Genomic DNA, 24,112 nt, shown 5'->3' on the forward strand with positions numbered 1-24,112 from the left:
TGTCCTCTCATCGGTGGGCTGCCGCGGCCCCGCCGGGCGGCGCCGGCAGCGCGGCGCGCAGGTGCCCCTCGGCGGCGTCCCAGGCCTGCGCCATCGCGTCCAGCGCCTCGTCGGCGTGCAACGGCCGGTCGGCGGCGACCGTGCGGGCCGCCTTCAAGGTCAGGCGTTTGGCTTCGGCGGAGATCCGGTCGCACTGCTCGGCGGCCTGCCGCAGCGCCGGTTCGCCGTCGGCGGCGAGCCAGCGCAGGTAGCGTGCGGCCAGGGCGGTCCCGGCGCCGAGCTGGCGCAGGGTGCTGAACGCGTAGCCCTCAAACGCTTCGGGCCGACCGATCCTGGCGGTGACCGCGGCGGGGAACGTCGCCGCGAAGCGGCGCACCGGGTTGTCGGCCGGGCGCAGGGTGACGTGCCGGTGCAGCAGCGCGCGGCTGCGGCCGCGCAGGTCGGCGTCCGTGGTGTGGCGCAGCCGGTCCAGCCGGACGCTCTCGACGTAGGGCGGCAGGATCCGCGGGTCAGGTGCGTGCGGTCCGGTCCGCAGCAGGCCGGCGGTCTCGGTGGGGCCGGCGGTGTGGCAGCCGCTGTTGTGCAGGTAGGTCAGCCGGCCGGCGGCCGGGTCGACGGCGACGACGGCGATGGTGGTCTTGCGGTGCGACCGGCCGAAGGTGCCCGGCACGTCAGGGAGGTGGAACGCGTCGACCTCCACCACCGGGACGCGGTTGTGGCGCAGCTGCGTCACGCAGTGCTCCGGCAGCGACTCGTAGGTGGTCAGTTCGAACAGGTCGATGCCGTACAGCGCCTCGAGGTCCTGCGGCGGGGGTTTGAAGAATGTCCATTGGTCGCCTTCGAAGTCCAGCCGTACCGTGTGGGCGAGCATCGGGTAGGGGTCGGCGCCGATGCCGTGCAGCAGCTCGATCCACAGGTCGGTGTAGCAGTTGGCGTCGATCCAGTCGTTGTCCGGGTCGTCGTGCAGCGGGTGCGGCCGGTGCCGACCGGGTGCGGACCGCCACGCCAGCAGGGTGACGGTCATGTCAGCGCCGTGCTGTCCGACGGGCCGGGGCCGCGTCGGGCGAGCGTGAGGCCGTCGACGAGGTCCACGAGTGCGCGGCGCGAGTCGCGCAGCCGTTCGGTGTTGTCGGCGGTGGACAGCACGGCCTCCCAGTCCGCGCGGTGCGGTGTGCCGATGAGCTCGGTGGTTCTGGTGCGCAGGTAATGCGGGGCCAGGTCGTGGCTGATGGGGAAGAACTGCCGGCCGGAGGCGACGGTCTCCAGGACGGCGTAGCCGTCGGTGTCGCGGCCGAGGTCGCCGACGTCGGACCAGGTGCGCCACGGTGCGCGCTGGCCGAGCCCGAGGGTGGCGATGAGGTCGCCGGCGACCGGCAGCAGGTGGATGTGCGTGTGGTGGCAGATCCGCTCGGTGGGCCGGCGGCGCAGGCAGTGTCCGGTGCGGCCGTGCTCGAACATGGTGAAGGCGCCGTAGCGGTCCAGGTACGCGCCGTGGAGCCGGTCGTAGATGTCGTCGAGCTCGCGGGCGGCGGTGGCGGGCAGGTCGGCGGCGGACGGGTAGTGTCCGACGCTGCAGATGAGTGCGTGGCCGGCGGCCAGCGGTGCGATGTCGGGGACGATGAAGAACTGCTCGCCGCGCCACAGCACGGTGTCGAGGTCCTGGCAAAAGACGCAGCCGTTGACGCGTTCGCTGACGTGTTCGCTCATGCCCGCTCGCTCGGTGTCGACAGGGGTGAGGGCCGGAGGGTGTGCACCGACTCGGCGGTTGCGGCGACACCTTCCAGGGCCGACTTGACGTCGGTGTCGCTGTTGAGGTGTGACAGGCTCAGCCGGACCGTGCCGTGTGCGGCGGTGCCGAGGGTCTCGTGCGCCACCGGGGCGCAGTGCAGGCCGCCGCGGACCATGATGTCGTGCCGCTCCTCGAGCAGCGCGGCGGCGTCGACGGCGGGCAGGCCGTCGATGGTCACGGAGATGACGCCGACGGGTGCTTCGCTGGACGGCTGCTCGTGGACGGTGACGTGCTCGATGTGCCGGAGCCCGTCCAGCAGCGCGGCGCGCAGGGTCCGTTCGCGGTCGGCGATGGCCTCCGGGGTGTGCTCGGCGACGTGACGGACCCCGGCCGCGAGGCCGGCGACGCCGACCCCGTTCGGGGTGCCGGACTCCAGCGCCCACGGCAGCCATCTGGGCTGGTCGCGCAGCTCGGACCGGCCGCCGGTGCCGCCGTGGATGAGGGGCCGGATGGCGACGTGGTCACCGACGTACATCCCTCCGGTCCCCTGCGGACCGAGCAGGCCCTTGTGCCCGGCGAAGACGAGCACGTCGGCGTCGCGGACGCTGACCGGGCGGTGCCCGGCGGTCTGTGCGGCGTCGACGACGAGGGTGGCTCCGTACCGGGTGGTCAGGGCGTGGACGGCGCGCAGCGGCACCACCGCGCCGGTGACGTTGGAGGCGTGGGCGACCGCGACGACGCGGACGCCGCCGCGGCGCAGTTCGGCCTCGAGCCGGTCGAGGTCCACGGGCTCGTCGCTGGTGGGCGGCACCGGGGTCCACGTGACGTCGGACCCGGCGAGCGCGTGGGCCGGCCGGACGACCGAGTTGTGTTCGTAGGCCGTGGACAGGATGCGGTCCCCGGGCTGCACCAGTCCTTTGATGGCGGTGTTGAGTGCGGCCGTGGCGTTGGCGGCGAACACGACCCGGTCGGGGTCGGTGCCGTCGACGAGGTCTGCGATCGCCCGCCGGGCGTTCCAGATGGTCTCCTCACCGGCGCGGGCGAGGCGGTGACCGGAGCGGCCGGGGTTGCCGGCGTCGGTCAGGTAGCGCGCCATCGCCTCCATGACCGCAGCGGGTTTCGGGAACGATGTCGCGGCGTGGTCCAGGTAGATCATCGGCTGGTGGCCTCCAGACCGGCCATGGCGCGGCTGTAGCGCGCTGCGACGGCCGCCTGCCGGTCGGTGTCCAGCGGCACGAGCCCGGGTGCCTGCAGGGTCATGGCCTGGCCGGCGCCGGCCAGCATGAGGGCGCGGGTGAGCTGGAACTCCTGAGGGGAGATGGGTTCGCCGGTGCCGTAGAAGTTGAGCGGGAACCCGCCGGCGACGAGGATCGAGCGGTGGGCGTCCGGCAGGGTGTAGTGGTTGGCCCAGGGCCGGTGCGGGTCGGCGCCGCGCAGGATCGCGTCGGGGGTCCGGTGCTCCCAGAGGGCGAATTCGATGTCTGACGAGGCGCCGTTGGCCAGGACCGTGCGGTCGGCGAGGTGGTGCAGGTCGGCGGTGGTGAGCACGGCGCTGCCGGTGCATCCGATGACGACGCCCGTGCCCGCCAGGATGGTGTCGCGGTCGGTCACGCGCCACCCGTCGGCCCGGGCGGCGTCGGCGCGGTCCGGTATCTGGTCGTGGACGAGGACGTCGAAGTCCTGGGTGAGGGCGCCGGCGAGCTGTCCGCCCATGCGGCCGTAGCCGATGAGGCCGACCGTTGCGGGCCTGACGTCGAGCTCGGCCAGGATGTCGCGGAGGCCGGCCGCCATCGTGCGGGCCACGAGCGGTGCCTCGAGGGTGGCTTTCGCCATCGACCGGGCGACGTCGACGACCGGGAAGGCGGGCTCGATGTCGTCGATCCACCGCGCGCCGCGGGTGGTCTGTTCCACGACGCGGGCCTGTGCGGCGAGGCCGGGCATGCGGGTGAGGACCTTCGCGGCGACCGCTCCCTCGTCGAAGACGAGCAGCGGGGCGTCGGTGCCGAGGCCTTGCAGCACCGTCGTGACGTGCTGCTCCAGCTCGACCTCGTAGCTGCGGCGCGGGTCGGTCATGCGCTGCGGGTCGACGACCCGGACGCCGCGGTGGCGCAGGCCGTCGAGGGCGGCGGGACGGGTCGAGTAGGACTTGCCGACGACGGTCACCCGGCCGGCGTCGGCACCGCCGAGCAGGACCGCGTCGACCAGGGAAAGGATGGATGAATGCAGGTGCTGGACGAACACGATATGGCGGTCGGCGAAGGGTGCGCGGTTGGTCTGGGTCGCCTCGTGCAGGGTGTCATGAAGGACGGGAAACGTTTGCTTGAATTCGTCCGGATTCATTGCAGAGTTCTTCCCCCATTGATAATTTCCGGCCGCGCCAGCGGTAATTGCCTCTCGGCATCGAGGCATGCGTGATCGCCCGTTCTTCGACGGCCGGAATCGCGATTGTGAATCGCAGAGAATTCAGCGGTGCCCGGATGTTCGTGGCTCGCCGCCGGCGGTGTGCATCGAGTCGATTCGACGCCGCCCGGGGCGGCCTGCCAACTTTGCCGGGCAGGCGGCCCGTCCATGGGCTGTGGTCGCAGGCGAAAGTGGCATGGTTGATCCAGCAAGATCAAATTGACATGGCGCCCCCGTGCTGTGCTGCTGTGTCAGAAGATCCGGATGCCAGGCTAGCTCCGTGGCGCCGGTTTCGCCAAGTGTTGTCGGCACGTTTTTGTTTCATGTGAATCGATCATGAATTGCCGACATGCGATGAATCTGCTGCTCAGCAGGCATGGCAGAGGTGTTGTAGATCATGCGGTTTCGCAAAGAAAACATAGCTCGATCCCGATGCGAGCCTTGACACTCCGCAGTGCTCGTGACTACGTTGGCCGGAGCCGCTTGAGCCAGGTTGAGGTGCGCGAACGGGGCGCCGCACTTCATGAAGAATCTGCTCGCGGAGCCGTGCGCCCCAGCACCGTAGACGGTGCTTCGATCTTGTTCGAGGGGTGCGATCGCTTGGAAACCATCCGTGATCTCGGCGAAAAAGGGTTCATCCGGAAACTGCTGTCGCGCTATGCGCTGACGGCACGCATCGAAGCCCTCGACGATTGCGTGATCCTGGATCCGGCGCGGCTGTTCGGCAACGCCGCACTGCCGTACGTCGTCTACTCCATGGACCACCCCTCGCCGATCGACCGGCCCCTGCCCGAGGGGATGTGGTGGCGCTACTGGGGACGCTGGATCGCCGCCTGCACGGCCAACGACGTGCTGGCCATGGGCGGCAAACCCGAAGGCTTCTCGCTCGACCTGGCCATGCCGGCGGACACCGCCACCCAGCACATCGGCGAGCTGTACCAGGGCCTGGGCGACGTGCTGCACGAGTACGGCGCGGCGCTGGAAGGCGGCAACATCGACATCAACGCGCAGCGCGGTGTCGTCGGCATGTGCTGGGGCACCGTGCCGCGGGCCGGCGCCATCCGCCGGCAGGGTGCCCGCTGCGGCGACCACATCGCGGTCACCACCGCCCTCGGCGTCGGCTGGGCCAGCTACGTGCTGCGCAAGCGGGACCTGTTCGACAGCCTCGACCCCGCCACCAGGACGGAGCTCGAGCAGTACAACCTCATGCCGCTGGCGCCGCACCGGGCGATCGTCGAGGCCTCGCACCGCCGCCCGGGTGCCATCACCTCCGGCATGGACATGAGCGACGGCCTCGTCGAGTTCCTGTACACCATCAACGAGAGCAGCGGCCTGGGCGCCCGCGTCGACGAGGAACGGCTGCCGGTGACCTCGGCCCTCGCCGAGAGCGCGAAGCTGCTCGACGTCCCACCGTCGCTGCTGGCGTTCGAGTTCGGCTTCGACATGCCCCGCAGCCACGGCTACACGGTGGCACCCGGCGAGTGGGACGCCGTCGCGGCGATCTTCGAGTCGCACGGGACGCCGCTGTACCGCATCGGCGAGGTCACCGCCGACCCGGCCGTCGTCTTCAACCGCGTCTCCGGACCGCCGCAGGCGCTGCCGCCGTTCTGGGACGACAAGTGCAACCGCGACGACGTCATCGAGCGGTGGGACGCCCTGGTCGAGCAGTACCGCAACTGACCCGCCCGCCCAACCGCGGGAAACCCCAACGAGGGAGGGACACCGACATGTCCACAGGGCACGACTTGGCGCTGCTCGGGGGAACGCCCGTGGCCGGTGCCGCCCCGGCCTGGACCTGGCCGCCGATCGACCAGGACGACGCCCGCGTGCTGGGCGAGATGGCGCTGCGCGGGGAGCTGTCCTACTACGGCCGCGAGGGATGCGTACGTGACCTCGAGGACCGCTTCGCCGAATACATCGGCGTCCCGCACGCCCTGGCCACCACCTCCGGGACGACAGCGCTGCACTCCGCCTACTTCGGTCTCGGACTCGGCCCCGGCGACGAGGTGCTCGCGCCGACCTACACGTTCCTGGCCACCGTGATGCCGCTGTTCGTGGTGAACACGGTGCCGGTCCTGGTCGACGCGGACCCGCACACCGGCAACATCGACCCGGCCGACATCGAACGGCACATCACGGCACGCACCCGGGCGATCGTCGTGACCCACGTGTGGGGCAACCCCGTCGACATGCCGGCGGTCATGGACATCGCCGACCGCCACGGCCTGCGCGTGATCGAGGACTGCTCGCACGCGCACGGCGCCAAGTGCGCCGGCCGCAAGGTAGGGTCCTTCGGCGACGTCGCGGTGTTCAGCCTGCAGGGCAAGAAGCTGGTGGCCGCGGGCCAGGGCGGCCTGATGCTGACGCGGCACCGGGAGGTGTTCGAGCGGGCCGTCCTGCTCGGCCACTTCAAGGTCCGGGCCGAACAGCAGGTGCACAGCCCCGCCTACCGCCCGTACGTCGAGACCGGGTTCGGGCTCAACTACCGGATGCATCCGCTGGCCGGGGCGATCGCGCTGCGCCAGTTCGACCGGCTCGAGGAGTACATCGCGGGCCGGCGGCACAACTTCGACTACCTGACGGCCGAGCTGGCCGACCTGCCCGGTGTCCGGCCACCGGCCGCGGGCGCCCACGTGGACCGGCAGGTGTACTACTCCTACAAGCCCCGCTACCGGCCCGAGGAGCTGGACGGTCTCCCCGTCGACGTGTTCGTGGCCGCCCTGCGCGCCGAGGGCGTGCCGGTCGAACGGTACCGGGCGGTGCCGCTGCACCAGGAACGCATCTTCCAGGACCCGAGCCCGCCGCTGCTCAGCCACGGGGACCCGCAGCGGTTCGCCGGGGGCGCCGACCGCCGCGTCTACCGCACCGGTGACCTGCCGCAGAGCGAGGCGTACGCCGCCGACCTGCTGTCCCTGCCCGCCTACACCGAACCCGACCGGGCACTCATGGACCGGTTCGCGGCGGGCTTCCGCAAGGTCAGCCGGCAGTACCGTGCCCTGCACGAGTATTCGGCCGTGAGCGCCGAGCGGTGACGGCCGGGCCCGCCCGCCCGGTCGTGTCGAGCATCGGCGTCGACATCGTGCTGGTCGCGCGGGTCGCCCGATCCCTGGAACGGTTCGGCAACCGGTTCACCGCCGCCGTCTTCACCCCGGCGGAGCGTGCGTACTGCGACGGCCGCCCGCCGGCGGTGCGGGCCGCCGCGTACGCCGCCCGGTTCGCCGCGAAGGAAGCCGTGATCAAGGCGCTCGGGGCCACCGACGCCACCTTCGCCGAGATCGAGATCGTCCGCGACGGCGACGGCGGCCTGGGCACCCGGCTGCGCGGGTCGGCGGCCGCCCACGCCCGGCGCCGCGGGCTGCACCGGATGGCGGTGTCGATGTCACACGAGGACGAGTATGCGGTCGCCGCGGCCGTCGGGGTCGGGCCGGTCGAGAATCCGTACACGGAGGGAACCCCCATGGCTGAGGAAAGCGTCCGCACCGGCGGGTGTGTGCTGCCGCTGCTGGACCGTCAGGATGCGTTCGCCCGGATCCAGAGCATCTACGACCACGAGCAGCGCGTCGGCGGCACCGTCCGGAACCTCACCAAGGTGACCGCGCACTCACCGGCGGTCTGGGACGCCACCACCCGGGCGCTCGGGCTGTACGGCCGGCTGCGGAAGATCGACCGCAGGCTGGTGGATCTGCTCTGCCTGTACACCTCCCTGCTCAACGGTTGCCGGTACTGCGTGGACGACGCGGCCGGGGAGGCCCTCACCAGCGGCTGGAGCGGTGAGGAGCTGCTCGCGCTGGGCGGCGGGCACCGCGACGTCTACGGCGCGGACGTCGTGGTCGCGTTGCGGTACGCGGCGGTGCTGACCCACGACCCGCACGCGGTCGACGAGCAGCTCATGGCCGCGCTGCGGGACCACTTCGACGACGAGGCGATCCTCGAGCTCGCCTGCGTGGTGTCCATGAAGAACTTCTGGAACCGGCTGGCGAGCGGGCTGCGGATCCCGCCGGAGAGCAAGTGCGCCGACGAGGCCCTGATGGATGCGCTGATGACGACGTCCGCGGTCCTGCGCGACCGGTACCGGGACGGGAGGTAGACCGCATGGACGGGCTCGTCGCCGGGGCAGGACAGGACCGCGCCGCGGTCGTGGCGGTCGGACTGGACCGCGTCCTGCACCCGGACGACCTGCGCCGGGCGCTGCCCGCGATCGCCGGCGTCGATGCGCTGCGCGTCGATGCGCGGACGGTCCCGGACCGGACCGCAGCCGAGGCGGCGGCCCGCGACCGGGCGGACACCGGCGCCGACGCGCGCGTGGAACTGCTGCAGACGGCGACGGGCACCGTCGTGCTGATGAGCGTCCCGGGCGCCGACGGCGCGTCGCTGCTCGTCGCCGTCGGCCGGGCGCTGCAGCACTGCGCGCCGGCCGACACATCCCGCCGGGTGCCGCTGCCCGGAGCGGTCGTCGCCGCCGCCGAGGCCCTCGCGGCGGCGGAGTCCGTCCCGGTGCCGGCCGTGTACCTGGCGGCGTGGCAGGCGTTCGTGCACCGGCACACCGGTGTCGAGGACGCGGCTGTGGAAACGACCGTCAGCGCCGACACCGGCGGAGGTCCGGGGGGCGTGGCGACCGCGTACCGGTCCGGCTGCGCCGCCGGCACCACGCTGCGGCAGCTGCTGCGTGCCGACGGCCCGTGGCAGTCGGCCGAAACCGGGTCCATCACAGCCGGGTCCGCCACCCCCGCGGATGACCGGCCGTCCTGGCGGGTCCGGCTGCTGCTGGGCGGGCCGGCGGGCACCGACGAGCCGACCGCCGCGGAGCAGCTGCCGGGGCTGCTCGCCGCGGTGGCGGGCCGGCCGGGTGCCGCCGTCGACTTCGCCGGGTTCCGGCTGACCCCGCTGCGGGTGCCGGCGCGCGAACCGGCCGCCGGCCCGGACTGGGACCTGACGCTCTCGGTGCGCGGCGCGGACAGGGACGTCGAGGTCGACATCGTGGCCGGGCCGGCCGCCGGCCGGCTCGTCGGCGACGACGTCCGGCGGCTCACCGAACGGTTCGTTCGCCTGCTGGCCGCGGCGGTCGCGGCACCCGACGCCCCGGTCGCCTCGCACCCGTTGCTCGACGCCGACGACCTGGCGCTGCTGGACCGCCTCGGTGCCGGCGCGGCCGTCGACGTCCCGTACACCTCCGTGCTCGAACTGCTCGAGGACGTCACCCGGCGCCACCGTGACGGCATCGCCGTCGACGCACACGACGGCAGCTGGACCTATGCCGAGCTGGACCGGGCGGCGGGGCGGATCGCCGCGGCGCTGCGGGCGCGGGGAGCCGGGCCGGGCGCCGTGGTCGGCGTGCACCTGCGCCGGTCGCGCCGGCTGGTGGCGGCGCTGCTCGGAGTGCTGAAGGCCGGCGCGGTGTATCTGCCGCTGGACCCGGGGTACCCGCGTGACCGGCTGGCGTTCATGGTGCGTGACTCGGGCGCCGGTCATGTCGTGACGGCCGGTGCCGAGGCTGCCGGTGCCGGACTGTCGTGGCCGGACGGCGTCGAGCCGCTGGACGTCGACGACCTTCCCGACGCGGCCGGCGAACCGGTGCCGGCAGGGGTCGCGGCGGCGGATCCGCCCGCCTACCTGATCTACACGTCCGGCTCCACCGGCACGCCGAAGGGCGTGCTCGTCGGGCACCGCGGGCTGGTGAACCTGGCGCTGTGGCAGCGGGAACAGTTCGCGGTGGACGCCACCTGCACGGTGCTGCAGTTCGCGCCGGCCAGCTTCGACGCGTCGGTGTGGGAGATCTTCATGGCGCTCGGCTCGGGTGCCCGGCTGTTCGTACCGCCTCCTGAGCCGCCGCTGACCGGTGAGTTCCTCGCCGAGGCTGTCGTCCGCGGCGGCGTGACCCATCTGACGCTGCCGCCGTCCGTTGCCGCCACCGTCACACCGGGCGAGGTGCCGGGGCTCAGGGACCTCGTCGTCGCCGGTGAGGCATGCCCGGCGTCGCTGGTGGCGTCGTGGGCCGCGGCGGTGCGGTGCTTCAACGCCTACGGACCGACCGAGACGACCGTGTGCGCGACCGCGCACCGGTGCGTCCCGGGCGAGGGCGCACCACCGATCGGGCAGGCGGTGCACAACCTGCGGCTACGGGTCGCGGACGCCTGCGGCGAACCGGTGCCGCTCGGGGTGCCCGGCGAGCTCCTCGTCGCCGGGGTGGCCGTGGCGCACGGCTACCTGGGCCGTCCCAACCTGACCGCCGAACGGTTCGTCGAGCACCCCGGCGACCCAGCTGTGCGCTGGTACCGCACCGGCGACGTCGTGTGCTGGGACGGCGGCGAACTGCGGTTCCTCGGCCGCCGTGACGACCAGGTCAAGCTGCGCGGGTTCCGGGTCGAGCCGGGTGAGGTGGCCGCCGTCCTGGAACGGCGCGCGGAGGTCCGCGCCGCGGTCGTGCGGGTCGAAGCCGCGACACCGACCGGCACACCGGACCCGGCGGACGGCGGCCTGCTCGTCGCCTACGTCGTGCTGGAGCCCGGCACGGCCGAGGACGCGGCCGAGCGCCTGCACGAGCACCTCCGCGAGGTCCTGCCGGGTCACCTGGTCCCGGCCGAGGTGACGCCGATCCACGCCGTGCCGCTCACCCCGAGCGGCAAGGTCGACGGCGCGGCCCTGCGCGCGGCCGCCCGTGCCCGTGGCAGGTCCGCTGGCAGGGCCCGCCGGGTCGTTGCGGCCCGCGACGACACGGAACAGGCCCTCGTCGAGCTGTTCGCGGCCGTCCTCGACCGTGAGCGCGGCACCGTCGGTACCGACGACAACTTCTTCGAACTGGGCGGGCACTCGCTGCTGGCCACCCGGCTGGCCGCCCGGATCCGCGGCGCCTTCGGCGTGGAGCTGCCGCTGCGGGAGTTCTTCGCGCGGCCGACCCCGGCCGCCGTGCGTGACCTGCTGGACGGCGGTGGGCTGGCCGCGGCGGCCGCGCCGGAGACCATCCCGGTCGTGGACCGCACGGGGCCGGTCGCGGCGTCCTCCGGGCAGCGCCGGTTCTGGTTCCTGGACCAGTTCACCCCCGGGTCGGCGGTGAACTCGATGCCGCTGGTCCTGGCCGGTGAGGGCGAGCTGTCGGTCCCGGCGCTGCGCCGGGCCGCGGACGAGGTCGTGGCCCGCCACGAGACGTTGCGGACGCGGTTCGTCGTCGTCGGCGGCGAACCGCACCAGCAGATCCTGCCGACCGCCACCGCCGACCTGACCGTCGACGACCTGACCGAGGTACCCCCGGCCGTGCGGGACGCGACGGCCGACGAGCTCGTCCGGGCCGAGATCGGCACACCGTTCCGCCTGGACACCGGCCCGCTGATCCGGTTCCGCGTCGTGCACCTCACCCCGCGGTCGCACCTGCTGGTCATCGCCATGCATCACAGCATCAGCGACGGCTGGTCCACCGAGGTGCTGCTGCGTGACCTGCTGGCGTGCTACGACGCCGCGCTGACCGGCGCCCGGCCGGCGCTGCCCGCGCTGCCGGTGCAGTACGCCGACTTCGCGGCGTGGCAGGTGGACCGGTACCGCGGCCGCCTGCTCGACGAGCGGCTCGACTACTGGCGGGAACGGTTGGCCGGCGCGCCGGCGGCGCTGGACCTGCCGACCGACCGGCCCCGCCCGCCCCGGCAGACGTTCGTCGGCGCCGCCGAGGCGTTCGACGTCCCACCGGCGACCGTCCGGGCGCTGCGGGAGCTCGGCGGCCGCGAGGGGGCGACCCTGTTCATGACGACCATGGCGGTGTTCGCCGCCGTGCTGTCACGCACGACGGGAGCCGCCGACATCGTCGTCGGTACCCCGATGACCGGCCGCGACCGGGCGGAGTGGGAGCACCTCGTCGGCTTCTTCGTCAACACGGTCGCCGTGCGGGTCGACGCCGCCGGCGACCCGGCGTTTGACGTGCTGCTGCGGCGGGTCCGCGACGCGGTGCTGCAGGACTTCGCCCACGCCGACGTGCCGTTCGAGCACGTCGTGGAGCACCTCACGCCCGTGCGTGACCTGTCGCGCAGCCCGCTGTTCCAGGTGATGTTCCTGCACCAGCACGCCGCGCCGCCGGTACCGTCCGGCACAGGTCTTCGGCTGCGGCCGGCGCCGCGGCACCCGGGGACGGCGAAGTTCGACCTGCTGGTGTCCCTGGCGGAGGACGGCGAGCGGTGCACCGGGTTCGTCGAGTACAACACCGACCTGTTCGAGCCGGCGACCGTCCGGCGATTCATCACGCACCTGCTTACCCTGGCGGCGGCCGCCGCGACCGGACCGGGCACCGCGCTGTCGGCGCTGCCGATGCTCACCCCGGCGCAGGAACGGCAGCTCGTCCACACGTACAACGACACCGACGTCGACTTCCCGGCCGACCGCTGCGTGCACGACCTGGTCGCGGAGCAGGCCGCCCGGACCCCCGACGCCGTCGCCGTGACCGACGACGCCACGACGCTGACCTACCGCGCCCTGAACGAGCGGGCGGTGGCCCTCGCCGGGACGCTGCGCTCGCACGGCGCCGCCCCCGGCGGATTCGTCGGCGTGTGTGTCGGCCGCTCGGTGGACCTGATGACGAGCCTGCTCGCCGTGTGGAAGACCGGCGCCGCCTACGTGCCGCTGGACCCCGCGTACCCGGCCGAGCGGCTGCGGTTCATGCTGGCCGACTGCGGCGCGTCGCTGCTGCTGACCGAGGGCCGTCTCGGTGTCGAGGTCCCCGCCGGGATCACCGTGATCGACCTGGACCGGTTGACCTTCGAGGCGGGCGCGGGCGGTACCGCACCGTCCACGGCCGGCGATCCGGCGGGCCTCGCCTACGTCATCTACACGTCCGGGTCCACCGGCCGGCCCAAGGGCGTCATGGTCGGGCACCGGGCCCTGTGCAACTTCGTGACGGCGTTCTGCCGGGCGCCGGGCCTGGGCCCGCACGACCGGGTGCTGTCGGTGACGACGTTCTCGTTCGACATCTTCGGCGCCGAGGCGTTCGGCCCGCTGACGGTGGGGGCGACGCTGCGGATCGCCTCGGCGCAGACGGCGACCGACGGCTGGCGCCTCGCCGAGGAGGTCGAGCGCCACCGCATCACGTTCATGCAGGCGACGCCGACCACCTGGCGGATGCTGACCAACGCGCGCTGGCGGGGCCGGCCGGACTTCCGGGCGGGCAACGCGGGTGAGGCGTTCCCGCCGGACCTCGCCGCCGCGCTGTTGCCGCGGTGCGGCGAGGTGTGGAACCTGTACGGACCGACGGAGACCACCGTGTACTCCACGGTGTTCCGGGTCCGTGAACCGGTCAGCGGCACCGTGCCGATCGGGCGGCCGATCGCGAACACCTACGTCTACGTGCTCGACGACGCGTTGCGGCCCGTGCCGGTCGGTGTCCGCGGGCACCTGTTCATCGGCGGCGCGGGCGTGGCCGAGGGGTACCTGGGCCGGCCGGACCTGACCGCGGAACGGTTCGTCCGGGACCCGTTCCACGCGCGGCACGGCGCCCGGATGTACCGCACCGGCGACTTCGCCCGCTGGCTGGCCGACGGGACGATCGAGTACCTCGGCCGCCAGGACGACCAGGTGAAGGTGCGGGGGCACCGCATCGAGCTGGCCGAGATCGACGCGGCGCTCGCCGCACACCCCCTGGTCCGGCAGGCGGTCACCGTGGTCCGTGAGGACTCGCGGGGGGACCAGACGCTGATCGGCTACGTCGTGCCGGCCGAGCCGTCGGCGCAGCTGCTCGAGCAGGCGCAGCGCACCCACGTGGCCGGATGGCGGCAGTCCTGGGACCGGCACTTCACCGAAGGCACGGCCCCGCCCCCCGACCGCTGCGACGCCGAGGCGCTCGTCGTGGAGCGCCTCGCGGCCGCTCCGGGCGGCCGGCTGCTCGACGTCGGCTGCGGCCACGGCACCCTGCTGCAGGCGGCGGCCGGCCGGCTGACCGGCTATGTGGGCGTGGACGCCAGCGGGCCCGCGGTGCAGCGGCTGCTGGCGGCCGGTGGCGGCACGGCCGACGTGACGGTGCTGCACGCGACGGCGGACGACCTGCCGGAGACCGCCGGCGGTTGCGCGGTGGCGGTGCTGGACGGCGTGGTCTCCTACCTGCCGAGCGCGCGGCACCTGCTGCAGGTACTGGACCGCATGCGGACAGCGGTGACGCCGGGCGGAACCCTGGTGGTCACCGACGTGTGGTCGCTGCCGCTGCTGCCGGTCCGGCACGCGGCGCTGGAGGCCGGCCGCGGCGCGGCGGGCACACCGGCGGCGCGACGGCTGAACGTCGAATGGTCGGTGTTGCGCGACCGCGAACTGTACATCGATCCGCTACTGTTCGTACAGTGGGCAGAACGGACAGGCGGCACGGCGTCGATCCGGTGCAAGCCGTCCGCCGGGGAGCACGACGAGGCCCGGTTCCAGTACGACGTCGTCATCGCCTTCAACCCTGCCGATGTGCTGGCCGACGGCCTCGCCCAGGAATGGGGCGCCGACGAACTGGACCTCGGTGGTGTCGCTGCGCTGCTGCGGTCGTCGTCGTGCGATGCGGTGGTCGTGCGGGACATGCGCGACGCCCGGCTGGTCGCGGACCTGGCCCTCGACACGCTGCCGGACGTTACGCCGCCGCCGGCCCACGACGAGAACGCAGTTGCGATGCCGACCATGCTACGGCAGCTCGCCGCGGACAGCGGCCACGTCCTGATCGCCGGGTGGCCGCTGTCGGGGCTGCCGGGCCGGTTCGACGCGTGGTTCGTGCGTCCCGGCCGGGACGGGCGCGTACCGCTGCCCGCCACCCGGACCGGGGCCGATGGCACCGGGGTCGATCTCATCGGGGTCGACGAGCTCGGCAACGCACCGTGGCGGTCCGGCCTGGAGCAGCTGGTCGAGGGCACCCTGCGGGAGGATCTGCGGCGGACGTTGCCGGAGTACATGGTCCCGTCGGCGGTGCTGCTGACCGATGCGCTCCCACTGACCGGCAGCGGCAAGGTCGACCGCCGGGCGCTGCCCGCGCCGGAGCGGGTCCGGCCCCGGCTCGGCGGCGAGCTGGTCGCACCGGCCACGGCGCGCGAACGGCAGATGACGCACCTGTGGGCGGACCTGCTCGGCATGGACCCGTTCCAGGTCGGCATCAACGACAACTTCTTCGATCTCGGCGGGCATTCACTGCTGGCCATGCAGCTGGTCGCGCGGGTCGAGGAGACGTCCGGGGTGCGGCTGCCGCTGCGGTTGGTGTTCGAACAGCCCACCCCGTCCGCGCTGGCCGCGGTGCTGGAGCGGGGATACCTGGAGGAGGACGATGAGCAGGTCGGTACGCATGTCGAAGAGCGGGAAGGCTGACCGGGCACCGTTGCCGCGGCGGTTCACCAGATTCTGGCTCGCCACGGCGGTCAGCGGGTTCGGTGACGGTCTGCGGCTCACCGCCCTGCCGCTGCTGGCGGCGTACAGCTCCGGCGGCGACCCGGCGGCGGTGGCGTACGTGACCGCCGCCGGGTCGTTGCCGTGGCTGCTGTTCGGGCTGGGCGCCGGTCTCGTGGTGGACCGCACCGACCGCCGGCGGCTGATGTGGGCGGTGGACTCGGTGCGCGCCCTGTTCACGGCCGGGTTCGCCGCGATGGTCTTCCTCGGTGCGCAGCACGTGGCGCTGCTGTGCGCGCTCGCGTTCGCGGTCGGCACCGGGCACACCCTGTTCAGCAGCGCGTCGGCGGCCTATCTGCCGTCGGTCGTCGGTCCCGACGGTCTCGACCGGGCCAACGGCCGGCTGATGAGCGTGCAGGTCCTGACGATGCAGCTGGTCGGTCCCGCGGCGGCCGGGTTCCTGTTCGCCGTCGCCCACGGGCTGCCGTTCGCGTTGGACGGCGTGTCCTTCGCGGCGTCGGCGGTGCTGATCCTGGCAATGGGCGCGGCGACAGGGTCGGCGACAGGGTCGGCTGCAGGGCCGGCGTCGCAGGGCACCGGCCGGCCGCGGGTCTCCGGTGGTGAGGTGCTGGCGGGCCTGCGGTGGACGTTCGGTCACCCGGCGATCCGCGCGCAGTCCACGATCCTGCTCATCATCAACGTGCTGAGCGGGATGGTGCTGGCCGTGTTCGTCGTCTACGCGACCGGCCCGCTCGGGCTCGGCAGCCGCGGCTACGGGATGCTGATGGCGCTGCTGGCCGTCGGTGCGATGGTCGGTGCGCTGGCGGCGCCGATGCTGCGGGCACGTCTGTCGGACCGGGCGACGCTGATGATGTCGGCACTGCTGGTCGGCGGCGTGCTGATCCTGCTCGGTGCCGTTGCCGCCGTCTGGGCGGCGGCGGTGTCGGTGCTGCTGTTCGGGCTGGCCTCGATGCTGTGGAACGTGGTGACGGTGTCCATCCGGCAGCGGGTGGTGCCCGACGCGGTCCTCGGTCGGGCGTCGGCGGCGGTACGGATGCTCAGCGCCGGTGCGGTGCCGCTCGGCGCGCTCATCGCCGCCGTGGCGGTCGGGCCGGTGGGGTTGCGTCCGCTGTTCGTCATCGCCGGCTGCGTGGTCCTGGCCGCCACCGTGCTGCTGGCCCGGGACCTCGGGCGGCCACTGCCGCAGCGCCCCACCGGGGACGCCGAGGCTGCCGGTGCGGCGTCGCCGGACCGGCTGGAGGAGTCGTCAGGGCGGCCCTGACCCGCGCGCCGGCTCCGCCGGGATGACCCCGGTCAGCACCAGCCGCTCGCCGAATCCGCCGCGCTCGACCAGTTTGGCGGGGCGGATGCGGTCGAGGCCGCCGGCGTCGGTGCCGAGCGCCGCCGCGAGCGCGTAGACGACCTCGAGGATGTCGGCGAGTTCGGTGACGTCGTTGCCGTCGAGGAACTCGGCGACCTCCTCGGCGAGCTTGTCCCGCAGCAGGGGCAGGTGCTCGCCGGCGGCGGCGACGCGGGTGAGCGCGACGCCGCCGTCGGCGCTGATGAGGTGCGGGATACGGTCCCGGACCAGCTTGCCGCGACCGGCTGTCGTCGGCTGCGGCTCGGCTGCTTTGTCGGGTCCGGCTGTCGTCGGTCGCCGGTCGGCTGCGTTGTCGGGTCCGGACGTCGTCGGTTGCGGCACCGCTGCGTTGTCGGGTCTGGACGTCATCGGTCGGCGGTCGGCTGCGGTGCGTCCGGCGTGTTCCACAGTGCGCGGCGGACGTGGTCGGGCCAGGCGTCGAGGTCCGCGCCGTGGGCGGCGACGAGGGCGAACGCGAGGCGCTCCTGACCGAAGCCGACACAGGCGGCGTGCGCGATGCCGCCGTCCGCGGTGTGGATGCCGAAGACCCGCCCGAAGTGGTCGCGGTGGGAGTTGCAGGAGGCGACCGCGACCGGGTGTCCGTCGCCGATCGGGGCGATGATCTCCATCTTGAGCTGTTGCTCCTGCTGGCTGGCGGCGAGCAGCTTGCCGCCGGAGGCGCCGAAGAACGGGTCGGAGGCCACCTCGGCGTGCGCGTCGAGGCCGAGCTGCCGGACGAACGCCAACGCCCGGCTGTGCCACCCGGTGACCCAGTCGGCGACCTCTTCCGGGGTGCCCAGGCGGACGAATTCGCGCTGGCGGAACGACACGAGGCGGCCCGCCTCGTCGGACGGTTCGTGGCGGAAGCAGTGGCCGAGGACGTCGACCTCGACGCCGCCGGCGGGCAGGGTGCCGGTGTAGAAGGGGTAGACCGGGTAGCAGGCCGCGGGCGTGAGGACGTACTGGCTGAGGGCCATGAGATCGCCCCAGTCCGCGCCGCTGCTGACCGCGCTCTTGAGCTGCTGGTGCTCGCGGCGGCCGCCGTGGAAGGCGTGCACCGACCCGACCAGGTGGGGGAACGAGTCGGCGAACTCGCACCGTTCGAACACCGGCCGGCTCAGCAGCGGCGGGAACCGCAGCACGCGGGTGGCGGACCGGCGGCCGGTGCCGGTGAGCGCGCCGGCCAGACCGTCGAAGACCTGTTCCAGGCGGTGGTCCCAGCCGTAGAGGCCGGTGGACGCGGGCAGGAGGATGCCGTCGTCGCGCAGCGGCGCCGGGAACGACGCGGGGATGGCACCGGTCAGCTGGTGGGTGGTCGCGGTCATGCTCTGCTCCGATCGTCTGTGCTTGGGGGAGCGCCGGTCATGCGTCGGCGGCGGTGAGGGCGAAGGACACCGGCCCGTCGGCGTTGAGTGCTTCGACCCGGCCGACCGTGCCGGCGCGGCCGCCGGTGCGGCGCAGCCGGATGCTGCGGCGGCGGCCCGGAAGGACGGTGTAGTAGTTGTCGTCGGGTGCGAACCCGGCGACGTCGATGTGCAGCGCGTAGGCGAGTCGTTCGGCGGCGACGTGCAGCACCATCGTGCCGCTGCCATCGCCATCGCCATCGCCATCGCCATTGTCATCGCCGTCGCCGGTGTCGATGCTGGTGGTGACGGTGAGTCCGAGGTCGTTGCGGCGGTCGGCCGGGGGACCGCCCGGCAGGTAGCAGTCCTCCGCGAGGACCTCGCCGTCGGGCCCGACGAGCTCGGCCAGGACCGCCTGCACCGGCGGCGGTCCGAAGCCGTAGGCGGCGGTGAGGTCCCGGAACGCGCCGAACAGGGCGTCGACGGAGTGCTCGAACGGGGTGTCCGCGGCGAGCCGGACACGCCGTTCGACGGCCGAGGACGCGGTGCCGCCGTCCGGGTACAGCGCGACGCGGACGGTGGCGTCCACCGGTTCGCGGCGCTCGTGCACGGCGACGACCCACAGCCCGTCCAGGCCCCGGTCCTCGAGGTGGACGGCGGTCGGTCGCCAGGCCCGGCGCAGGTAGTGGTAGGCGGCCTTCGGCACGCCGTCGGCGTCGACGACGCCCCAGCCGGCGCCCGGGACGATGTCGCGCCAGAACCAGACGAGGGCGCCGCCGCAGGGGTCGGCGGGCGCCCGCCAGAGCGCGAAGACGCGGGCCATCAGCTCGCCGGTGGTGACCCGGCCGAGCGCTGCGTACCGGTCCGGGTCGCGGTAGCGGACCTGGAGGGGGTCGACTCGGAACAGCCGTCGCAGGTATTCGTCGCGGACGTCGTCGAAGTCCCACCCGGCGCCGCTGTCGCGTGGGCTGCCGGCCTTCCAGCGCGGGTCGTGTACGGCGGGGGTGCGGGGGCCGAAGAACCGTTGCATGGAGCGGGGTTCGGGGATGTTGGCGAAGGCGAGGCACTCGCTGGCGAACCGGACCCGGCTGACCCGCACGTCGCTGAGGTCGCGCAGGTACGCGCCGACGCCGTAGTAGTGGGCGTCGCCCGCGCCGACGTGGACCGGCAGGGCACCGCCGCTGGGGCTGGACGGCCAGTAGGGGACGCCGGGCAGGTGGGCGGCGCACAGGTCGCGCAGCTCCTCGGCGAACCATGCGTTGATCCGTCCGTCCGGCCCCGCCCCGGCGAAGGTCGCCTGCTGGGCGACCTCGCTGCCGCCGCACAGGACGGTGACGCACGGGTGCGGGGCCAGGGCGGTGAGGACCTGGACGGCCTCGGCGCGGATCGAGGCACGGAACGCGGGGTCGTGGACCGGGTAGTCCATGTTCGCGAACATGAAGTCGTGCCAGACGGCGATGCCCAGCTCGTCGCAGGCGTCGTAGAAGGCGTCGGACTCGTAGGTCAACGGGCCGCAGACGCGCACCATGTTCCCGCCGGCGTCGCGCAGTGCCCGGAGGGCGTCGCGGTGCTCCTGCGGGCTCGCGGCGAGGCGGGCCGGGTCGAGCGGTGTCCAGCAGCCGCCGCGGAAGAACACGTCGGTGTCGTTGTGGGCGATGGGGAACGTGCCGCCGGCGCCGGTCAGCGTGACGCTGCGGAAGCCGACCGCCGGCAGCGGCCATCGGCTGGTGCGGGCGTCGAGGACGAGCTCGACCTCGGCGGGGTAGCGGGGCTGCTCGCCGTGGGTGTGCGGGGACCAGCGCCGGGCGTCCGGCACGCGGACCTCCCCGGCGATCCGGCCGTCCTCGATGCGCAGGGTGCCGCGGTGGTCGCCGACGTGCAGGTGCGCGCCGGTCAGCCGGTGGCCGCCGAGCGGCCGGACCGCGGCCTGGAACTCCACGATGCCGTCGCCGTCCTCGAGGCGGCACGTCAGGCGGGGCGTCGCGACGTCCACGGTGCTGTGCTGGACCAGCTCGACGGGGCGCCACGGTCCGACCGGTGGCGGGCCGGGCGACCAGCCGGGCATGCGACCGAGCAGGGTGGTGCGGTGCCAGCGCAGCTGCTGCTGGGTGACGAGGCGGGTGGTCCAGGCCGGGCGGGGCAGGCGGCGGCGCAGGAGCGCGGCGAGGGACCGGAAGCAGATCACGACGTCGGCCGGTGCGGTGGGCGGGTGCTCGTCGAGCGGCACGTCGTAGGCGCGGAACATGTTGTCGGTGCGGTGGACGTGGCGGGCGCCGACCCAGATGTCGGCGACGCTGGCGAGCCCGTGGAACCGCAGCAGGGCGGTGCCGGTGCGGGTGGTCGGGGGGAGAGTGCAGCGGAACCACCAGTCGTGCTCGTCCGGGTCGGCGAGCAGGCCGGCCATGCGGGTCCGTGCGGGCTCCGGCCAGGTCCGGGCGGCATGGGTGACCGTGCCGGGCGCCGGCGCCGGCAGCCATCCGTCCCGGGGGAGCTGCGTCGGGTCGGCGAGCTCGTCCGGGGCGGTCGCGAGCAGGTGCCATCGGGTCAGCGGGCTGGTTGTCGAACCGTCGGGCAGGGGCACGTGCGAGGTCACCACGGCCGGTCGATCGTCTTGCCGCTGACGAGGATGGCGCCGTTGGTGGACAGGAGCCGGTCGTTGGAGATCATGAGCGGCGCGGACAGGGCGTCGCGGAGGTGGCGGGCGACGCTGAGCGCGGAGCGTTCCTGGTAGCCGGCGAAGCCGCACAGATGCAGGGCCTCGAGGGTGACCTCGACGGCGGTCTGGGAGGCGGCGTACTTGATCTCGTTGAGTCCGACGGCGGTCGGCCAGCTGCCGGCCTGCTCGGCGGTGTGCGGCTCGGTGTGGTGGCGGGCGGCGGCGTCGACGGCTGAGCGGGTCACGGCGAGGCGGGACGCGACGTGCGCGAGGCGGCTGACGGCGGGGGCGGCGTCCGCGGGGCTCTTGCGGGCCCGGCGGCGCAGGCTCTGCCGGGCCCGGTCGAGCGCGGCGTCGGCGAGGCCGAGCCAGCACGCCGACCACAGCAGGTGGGAGTAGGGGACCATGGTCTGGGCGGCGATGTCGCCGAACGGGTCCGGTAGGACGCGTTCGGCGTCGACGTCGGCGCGCAGCGTGAAGCCGCCGCTGCAGGTGCCGCGCATCCCGAGGGTGTCCCATCCGGACAGTGGCTCCAGTGTCGTCTCCGCGGCCAGCAGCAGGACGAGGACCTGGTCGCCGGGTGCGGCGTCGGGGGACCGGCGCAGGGTGGCCAGGACACCGTCGGCGTGGGCGCCGTAGGAGACCGTCGCGGCCTGCTTGGTGATGCGCCGGCCCGCGGGGTGTGTCTCGACGGCGGCGATGCTGGAGCGCAGGTCGCCCCCGGTGCCGACCTCGGAGGTCGCGGACGCGAGCAGCAGCTGCCCGGTGCAGACGTCCCGGGTGACGGCGCGCAGCGCGGGGGTGTGGCCGTGGCGGGTCAGGCAGGCGAGCTGGATCTGGTGCATCGCCCAGATCATCGCGGTCGAGGCGCAGGCGCGGGCCAGGGTGTCGGCCACGGCGAGCAGGTCCGGCAGGGCGGCGCCGTCGCCGCCGTCGGCGGTGGGGGCGCACGCGGACAGCAGCCGGTGGGTGCGCATGGCGGCGACCGCCTCGTGCGGGAACCGGGCGAGCTGGTCGACGTCGTCGGCGTGGGCGGCGGCCGTCTGCGCGACGGTGCGGGCCCGGTCGAGCAGGTGCCCCGCCGGTGTCCGGACGCCGACGGTGGTGCCCGCGCTCACGCGGTCTCCAGCAGCTCGGTCAGGCCGTGCCGGATGGTCTCGATCGAGGAGAACGCGCCGCGGGTGAGCATGCGGTCGGGGTATTCGACGTCGAAGTGTTCCTCGAGGGCGAGCATGACGTTGACGCTGGCGTGCGACGTCAGCCCGGCGCGGTAAAGGTCGTCGGTCACGTCGACGGTCTCGACGTCGACGGGAAGGTTGCCGTGCTCGCGCAGCACTTGCCGGATGTCTTCGATCACCGTGTGGGTCCCTTTCCTGTGCGGAGGCGTGCAGGTGCGAGGAGCGTCGAGAGGAGGCGCTCCTCGCCGTAGCCGGCGTCGTGCAGCAGCCGGGTCACGCGCCGGCGGTGCCGGGCCGTCGTGCTCGCCGGGTGGGTGGTGAGCATGTGGACGAGGTACCAGGCGTCGCTGAGCTCGCGCAGCGTCCGGGCGGTGCCGGCGGCGCCGGGCTGGTCGTGCTCGGCGAGCCAGTCGAACAGCAGCGCGGCCTGGAAGCGTTCGGCGGCGGGGCGGCAGACGTTGACCGGGGTGCTGCCGGTCTCGTGGGCGTCGGTGAACGCCCGGATGGCGGCCAGGTCGGCGGCCGCGTGGGTGGTGAGGTCGGTGACGACGGCGTCGAGGACGACGGCGGCGGTGGGTTGGCGGGCGGTGCGGGCGCCGCTGGGGGCGTAGAGCTTGAACGGTTCGGTGCGTCCTTCGCAGGGTGATGACCGCATCTGCTGGTAGGCGTCGATGGTGAGCCGCACCGGCCGCGGGTTGTTGGTGGAGTCGACGATGGTTGCGTGCTCGGCGCCGCGGTCGGTGACGATGACGGTGTGCACGACGTGCTCCCGGCCCTGGTAGGGCGACGGGAGGTGGAAGGCGTCGACCTCGGCGACGAACGGTGTGCCGCGGCGGGTCAGGTCGAGCTCGAGTGCTGCCGCGGCCGGGCCGTCGGGTGCGGTGTGCTGGACGACGTCGATGCCGGTGATGGTGTGCAGCTGCCGGGCCCAGCGCCCGCCGCCGTAGAGGATGCCGTCGCCGTGCCACCGGGCGCCCCAGGAGGCGCCGAGCCATCGCAGCGGCTCGGCGACGGGGTGGCAGGCGAGGATGTTTGCGAGGCCCTGCCAGTGGCAGGAGGCGATCGGTGCGAACCCCGTGTAGCGCGGTTCGGAGACTGTCGACAATGGACGATCAAAGTCAAGATTCACCGATGCACCCCCGTGATCCGGCTGTTGCTCAACCCTTTCGGGTCTACACGAGTGTCAATGGATTGTAAAGCGCTGCGGATTGGCTGCCGCAGTTGATGATCGACGATCTTCGCGTGTTGACACATCGGAAGATGTGTTAGTCTTGTCGCTGCCCGCCGCCTTCGTGTACCGTAATGTCGGTGCTTGAAGGATCATGGGGGAAAGATGTCGTCGAGCAGTATATGCGCAAATATTTGCCGCGTCAAGGAAAAGCGGCGTCCCAGGCGGAGGTAGTGGCCGCCATGAGTCTGGTCGGCATGTCGCCGCCGGCGGATGTTCTTGATATTCCTTGCGGATTCGGCAGGCATTCGTCAGCACTGGCGGAGCTCGGCTACCGGGTCCACGGCGTCGACAGTTCTGCGGCAATGATTGCCGAGGCGCGCTGCCGGACGGGAGTGCAGGAGCACTGGACGGTGGCCGATTATCGGCAGACCGGAATTTCTTCGGAAAGCTTCGATTGTATCGTGAACCTCTTTACCTCGATCGGCTTCTGTGGTACCGATGGAGACTCGGCGGCGATTCGCGAGTTTCACCGTCTGCTGCGACCCGGCGGAGCGGTCCTGATCGAGACCGCGCATCGCGACCAGATCGCCCGCAAGATGCGCGAAGCCGCCGAAGACGCCGAGGGTGCCGGCACCGCGGCGCCGGAGGAAGCCGTTGCGCTGCGGGAATCGCGCACCTTCGACGTGGTCGAGGGCATGCTGGTGACCGAGCACGGCTACCCGGCCGACGGTGCCGAGCGCCGGTCCTACACGTCGCGGATCCGGATCTACTCGGTGACCGAACTGGTCGGCATGCTGACCGCCGCCGGTTTCAAGAATATCCGGGTGCACGGCGGGCTCGCCGGCGGCCGGGTCGGCCTCGACACCCGCCTGGCGGTCGTCGCGGAGAAGTAACCAAACGGGGAGGGCGCTGTCAGTGAATGATGCCATGCGGCCTGCACAACGGACATACGTCGGCCCGAG

Annotated in this window: 16 protein-coding genes; 6 read left to right on the forward strand and 10 right to left on the reverse strand. The window is 73.1% G+C overall.

Going from position 1 to position 24,112, the window contains the following annotated elements; all coding sequences use genetic code 11:
• Nucleotides 1-7: 7 nt before the first annotated feature.
• From AB0H83_RS44535 to AB0H83_RS44550, 4 genes are read right to left on the reverse strand one after another with little or no spacing between them, the layout of a single operon-like run.
• A complete protein-coding gene (locus tag AB0H83_RS44535; RefSeq protein WP_360107478.1) occupies nucleotides 8-1,024 on the reverse strand; it encodes a DUF1839 family protein in 1,017 nt (338 codons plus the stop codon).
• Entirely contained in the window at nucleotides 1,021-1,707 is a 687-nt protein-coding gene (locus tag AB0H83_RS44540) for a hypothetical protein (RefSeq protein ID WP_360107481.1), read from the reverse strand. Before AB0H83_RS44540 ends, AB0H83_RS44535 begins: the two co-directional genes overlap by 4 nt.
• On the reverse strand, nucleotides 1,704-2,885 hold the full coding sequence (locus tag AB0H83_RS44545; RefSeq protein ID WP_360107484.1) for an aminotransferase class V-fold PLP-dependent enzyme: 1,182 nt from the start codon (nucleotides 2,883-2,885) through the stop codon (nucleotides 1,704-1,706). The genes AB0H83_RS44540 and AB0H83_RS44545 overlap by 4 nt, the downstream gene beginning before the upstream one ends.
• Complete coding sequence (locus tag AB0H83_RS44550; protein WP_360107487.1) at nucleotides 2,882-4,069, reverse strand: hypothetical protein; 1,188 nt, start codon at nucleotides 4,067-4,069, stop codon at nucleotides 2,882-2,884. The genes AB0H83_RS44545 and AB0H83_RS44550 overlap by 4 nt, the downstream gene beginning before the upstream one ends.
• 660 nt (nucleotides 4,070-4,729) lie before the next feature.
• Here AB0H83_RS44550 and AB0H83_RS44555 point away from each other — a divergent pair.
• From AB0H83_RS44555 to AB0H83_RS44575, 5 genes are read left to right on the forward strand one after another with little or no spacing between them, the layout of a single operon-like run.
• Nucleotides 4,730-5,809 carry an AIR synthase-related protein gene (locus AB0H83_RS44555; protein ID WP_360107490.1) on the forward strand — a complete coding sequence of 360 codons (1,080 nt, stop codon included), beginning with the start codon at nucleotides 4,730-4,732 and terminating at the stop codon, nucleotides 5,807-5,809.
• A gap of 47 nt (nucleotides 5,810-5,856) precedes the next feature.
• Complete coding sequence (locus AB0H83_RS44560; protein WP_360107493.1) at nucleotides 5,857-7,161, forward strand: DegT/DnrJ/EryC1/StrS family aminotransferase; 1,305 nt, start codon at nucleotides 5,857-5,859, stop codon at nucleotides 7,159-7,161.
• On the forward strand, nucleotides 7,158-8,216 hold the full coding sequence (locus tag AB0H83_RS44565) for a 4'-phosphopantetheinyl transferase superfamily protein (protein ID WP_360107496.1): 1,059 nt from the start codon (nucleotides 7,158-7,160) through the stop codon (nucleotides 8,214-8,216). The genes AB0H83_RS44560 and AB0H83_RS44565 overlap by 4 nt, the downstream gene beginning before the upstream one ends.
• Before the next feature lie 5 nt (nucleotides 8,217-8,221).
• Nucleotides 8,222-15,424 (forward strand): amino acid adenylation domain-containing protein, encoded by a 7,203-nt coding sequence (locus tag AB0H83_RS44570; RefSeq protein ID WP_360107499.1) that lies wholly within the window; start codon nucleotides 8,222-8,224, stop codon nucleotides 15,422-15,424.
• Nucleotides 15,384-16,724, forward strand: a complete 1,341-nt coding sequence (locus tag AB0H83_RS44575) for an MFS transporter (protein ID WP_360107502.1) — start codon at nucleotides 15,384-15,386, stop codon at nucleotides 16,722-16,724. Before AB0H83_RS44570 ends, AB0H83_RS44575 begins: the two co-directional genes overlap by 41 nt.
• On the opposite strand, the gene AB0H83_RS44580 is transcribed toward AB0H83_RS44575, so the two are convergent.
• Genes AB0H83_RS44580 through AB0H83_RS44605 form a run of 6 tightly spaced genes read right to left on the reverse strand, consistent with a single transcriptional unit; the run spans nucleotide 16,710 to nucleotide 23,084 of the window.
• A complete protein-coding gene (locus tag AB0H83_RS44580; protein WP_360107505.1) occupies nucleotides 16,710-17,171 on the reverse strand; it encodes a nucleoside triphosphate pyrophosphohydrolase in 462 nt (153 codons plus the stop codon). The two genes, AB0H83_RS44575 and AB0H83_RS44580, sit on opposite strands and share 15 nt — an antisense overlap.
• Nucleotides 17,168-18,127: a hypothetical protein gene (locus tag AB0H83_RS44585; RefSeq protein ID WP_360107508.1), complete on the reverse strand. Its 960-nt coding sequence runs from the start codon at nucleotides 18,125-18,127 to the stop codon at nucleotides 17,168-17,170. Before AB0H83_RS44585 ends, AB0H83_RS44580 begins: the two co-directional genes overlap by 4 nt.
• 37 nt (nucleotides 18,128-18,164) lie before the next feature.
• Nucleotides 18,165-20,741 (reverse strand): hypothetical protein, encoded by a 2,577-nt coding sequence (locus tag AB0H83_RS44590; protein WP_360107511.1) that lies wholly within the window; start codon nucleotides 20,739-20,741, stop codon nucleotides 18,165-18,167.
• Nucleotides 20,735-21,919, reverse strand: coding sequence for an acyl-CoA dehydrogenase family protein (locus AB0H83_RS44595; protein WP_360107514.1), 1,185 nt, complete (start codon nucleotides 21,917-21,919; stop codon nucleotides 20,735-20,737). Before AB0H83_RS44595 ends, AB0H83_RS44590 begins: the two co-directional genes overlap by 7 nt.
• Nucleotides 21,916-22,158 (reverse strand): acyl carrier protein, encoded by a 243-nt coding sequence (locus AB0H83_RS44600; protein WP_360107517.1) that lies wholly within the window; start codon nucleotides 22,156-22,158, stop codon nucleotides 21,916-21,918. Before AB0H83_RS44600 ends, AB0H83_RS44595 begins: the two co-directional genes overlap by 4 nt.
• Complete coding sequence (locus AB0H83_RS44605) at nucleotides 22,155-23,084, reverse strand: hypothetical protein (protein WP_360107520.1); 930 nt, start codon at nucleotides 23,082-23,084, stop codon at nucleotides 22,155-22,157. The genes AB0H83_RS44600 and AB0H83_RS44605 overlap by 4 nt, the downstream gene beginning before the upstream one ends.
• A gap of 203 nt (nucleotides 23,085-23,287) precedes the next feature.
• Between AB0H83_RS44605 and AB0H83_RS44610 the strand changes: the two genes are divergently transcribed.
• Entirely contained in the window at nucleotides 23,288-24,043 is a 756-nt protein-coding gene (locus AB0H83_RS44610; RefSeq protein WP_360107523.1) for a methyltransferase domain-containing protein, read from the forward strand.
• Nucleotides 24,044-24,112: the final 69 nt, after the last annotated feature.

Source organism: Dactylosporangium sp. NPDC050688 (assembly GCF_040654515.1).
Classification (GTDB): Bacteria; Actinomycetota; Actinomycetes; order Mycobacteriales; family Micromonosporaceae; genus Dactylosporangium.

What these genes read in the sequence shown, in the direction of transcription:
- AB0H83_RS44535 (WP_360107478.1), bottom strand. Translation starts at nt 1,024, where the DNA reads ATGACCGTCACCCTGCTGGCGTGGCGGTCCGCACCCGGTCGGCACCGG.
- AB0H83_RS44540 (WP_360107481.1), bottom strand. Translation starts at nt 1,707, where the DNA reads ATGAGCGAACACGTCAGCGAACGCGTCAACGGCTGCGTCTTTTGCCAG.
- AB0H83_RS44545 (WP_360107484.1), bottom strand. Translation starts at nt 2,885, where the DNA reads ATGATCTACCTGGACCACGCCGCGACATCGTTCCCGAAACCCGCTGCG.
- AB0H83_RS44550 (WP_360107487.1), bottom strand. Translation starts at nt 4,069, where the DNA reads ATGAATCCGGACGAATTCAAGCAAACGTTTCCCGTCCTTCATGACACC.
- AB0H83_RS44560 (WP_360107493.1), top strand. Translation starts at nt 5,857, where the DNA reads ATGTCCACAGGGCACGACTTGGCGCTGCTCGGGGGAACGCCCGTGGCC.
- AB0H83_RS44570 (WP_360107499.1), top strand. Translation starts at nt 8,222, where the DNA reads ATGGACGGGCTCGTCGCCGGGGCAGGACAGGACCGCGCCGCGGTCGTG.
- AB0H83_RS44575 (WP_360107502.1), top strand. Translation starts at nt 15,384, where the DNA reads ATGAGCAGGTCGGTACGCATGTCGAAGAGCGGGAAGGCTGACCGGGCA.
- AB0H83_RS44580 (WP_360107505.1), bottom strand. Translation starts at nt 17,171, where the DNA reads ATGACGTCCAGACCCGACAACGCAGCGGTGCCGCAACCGACGACGTCC.
- AB0H83_RS44585 (WP_360107508.1), bottom strand. Translation starts at nt 18,127, where the DNA reads ATGACCGCGACCACCCACCAGCTGACCGGTGCCATCCCCGCGTCGTTC.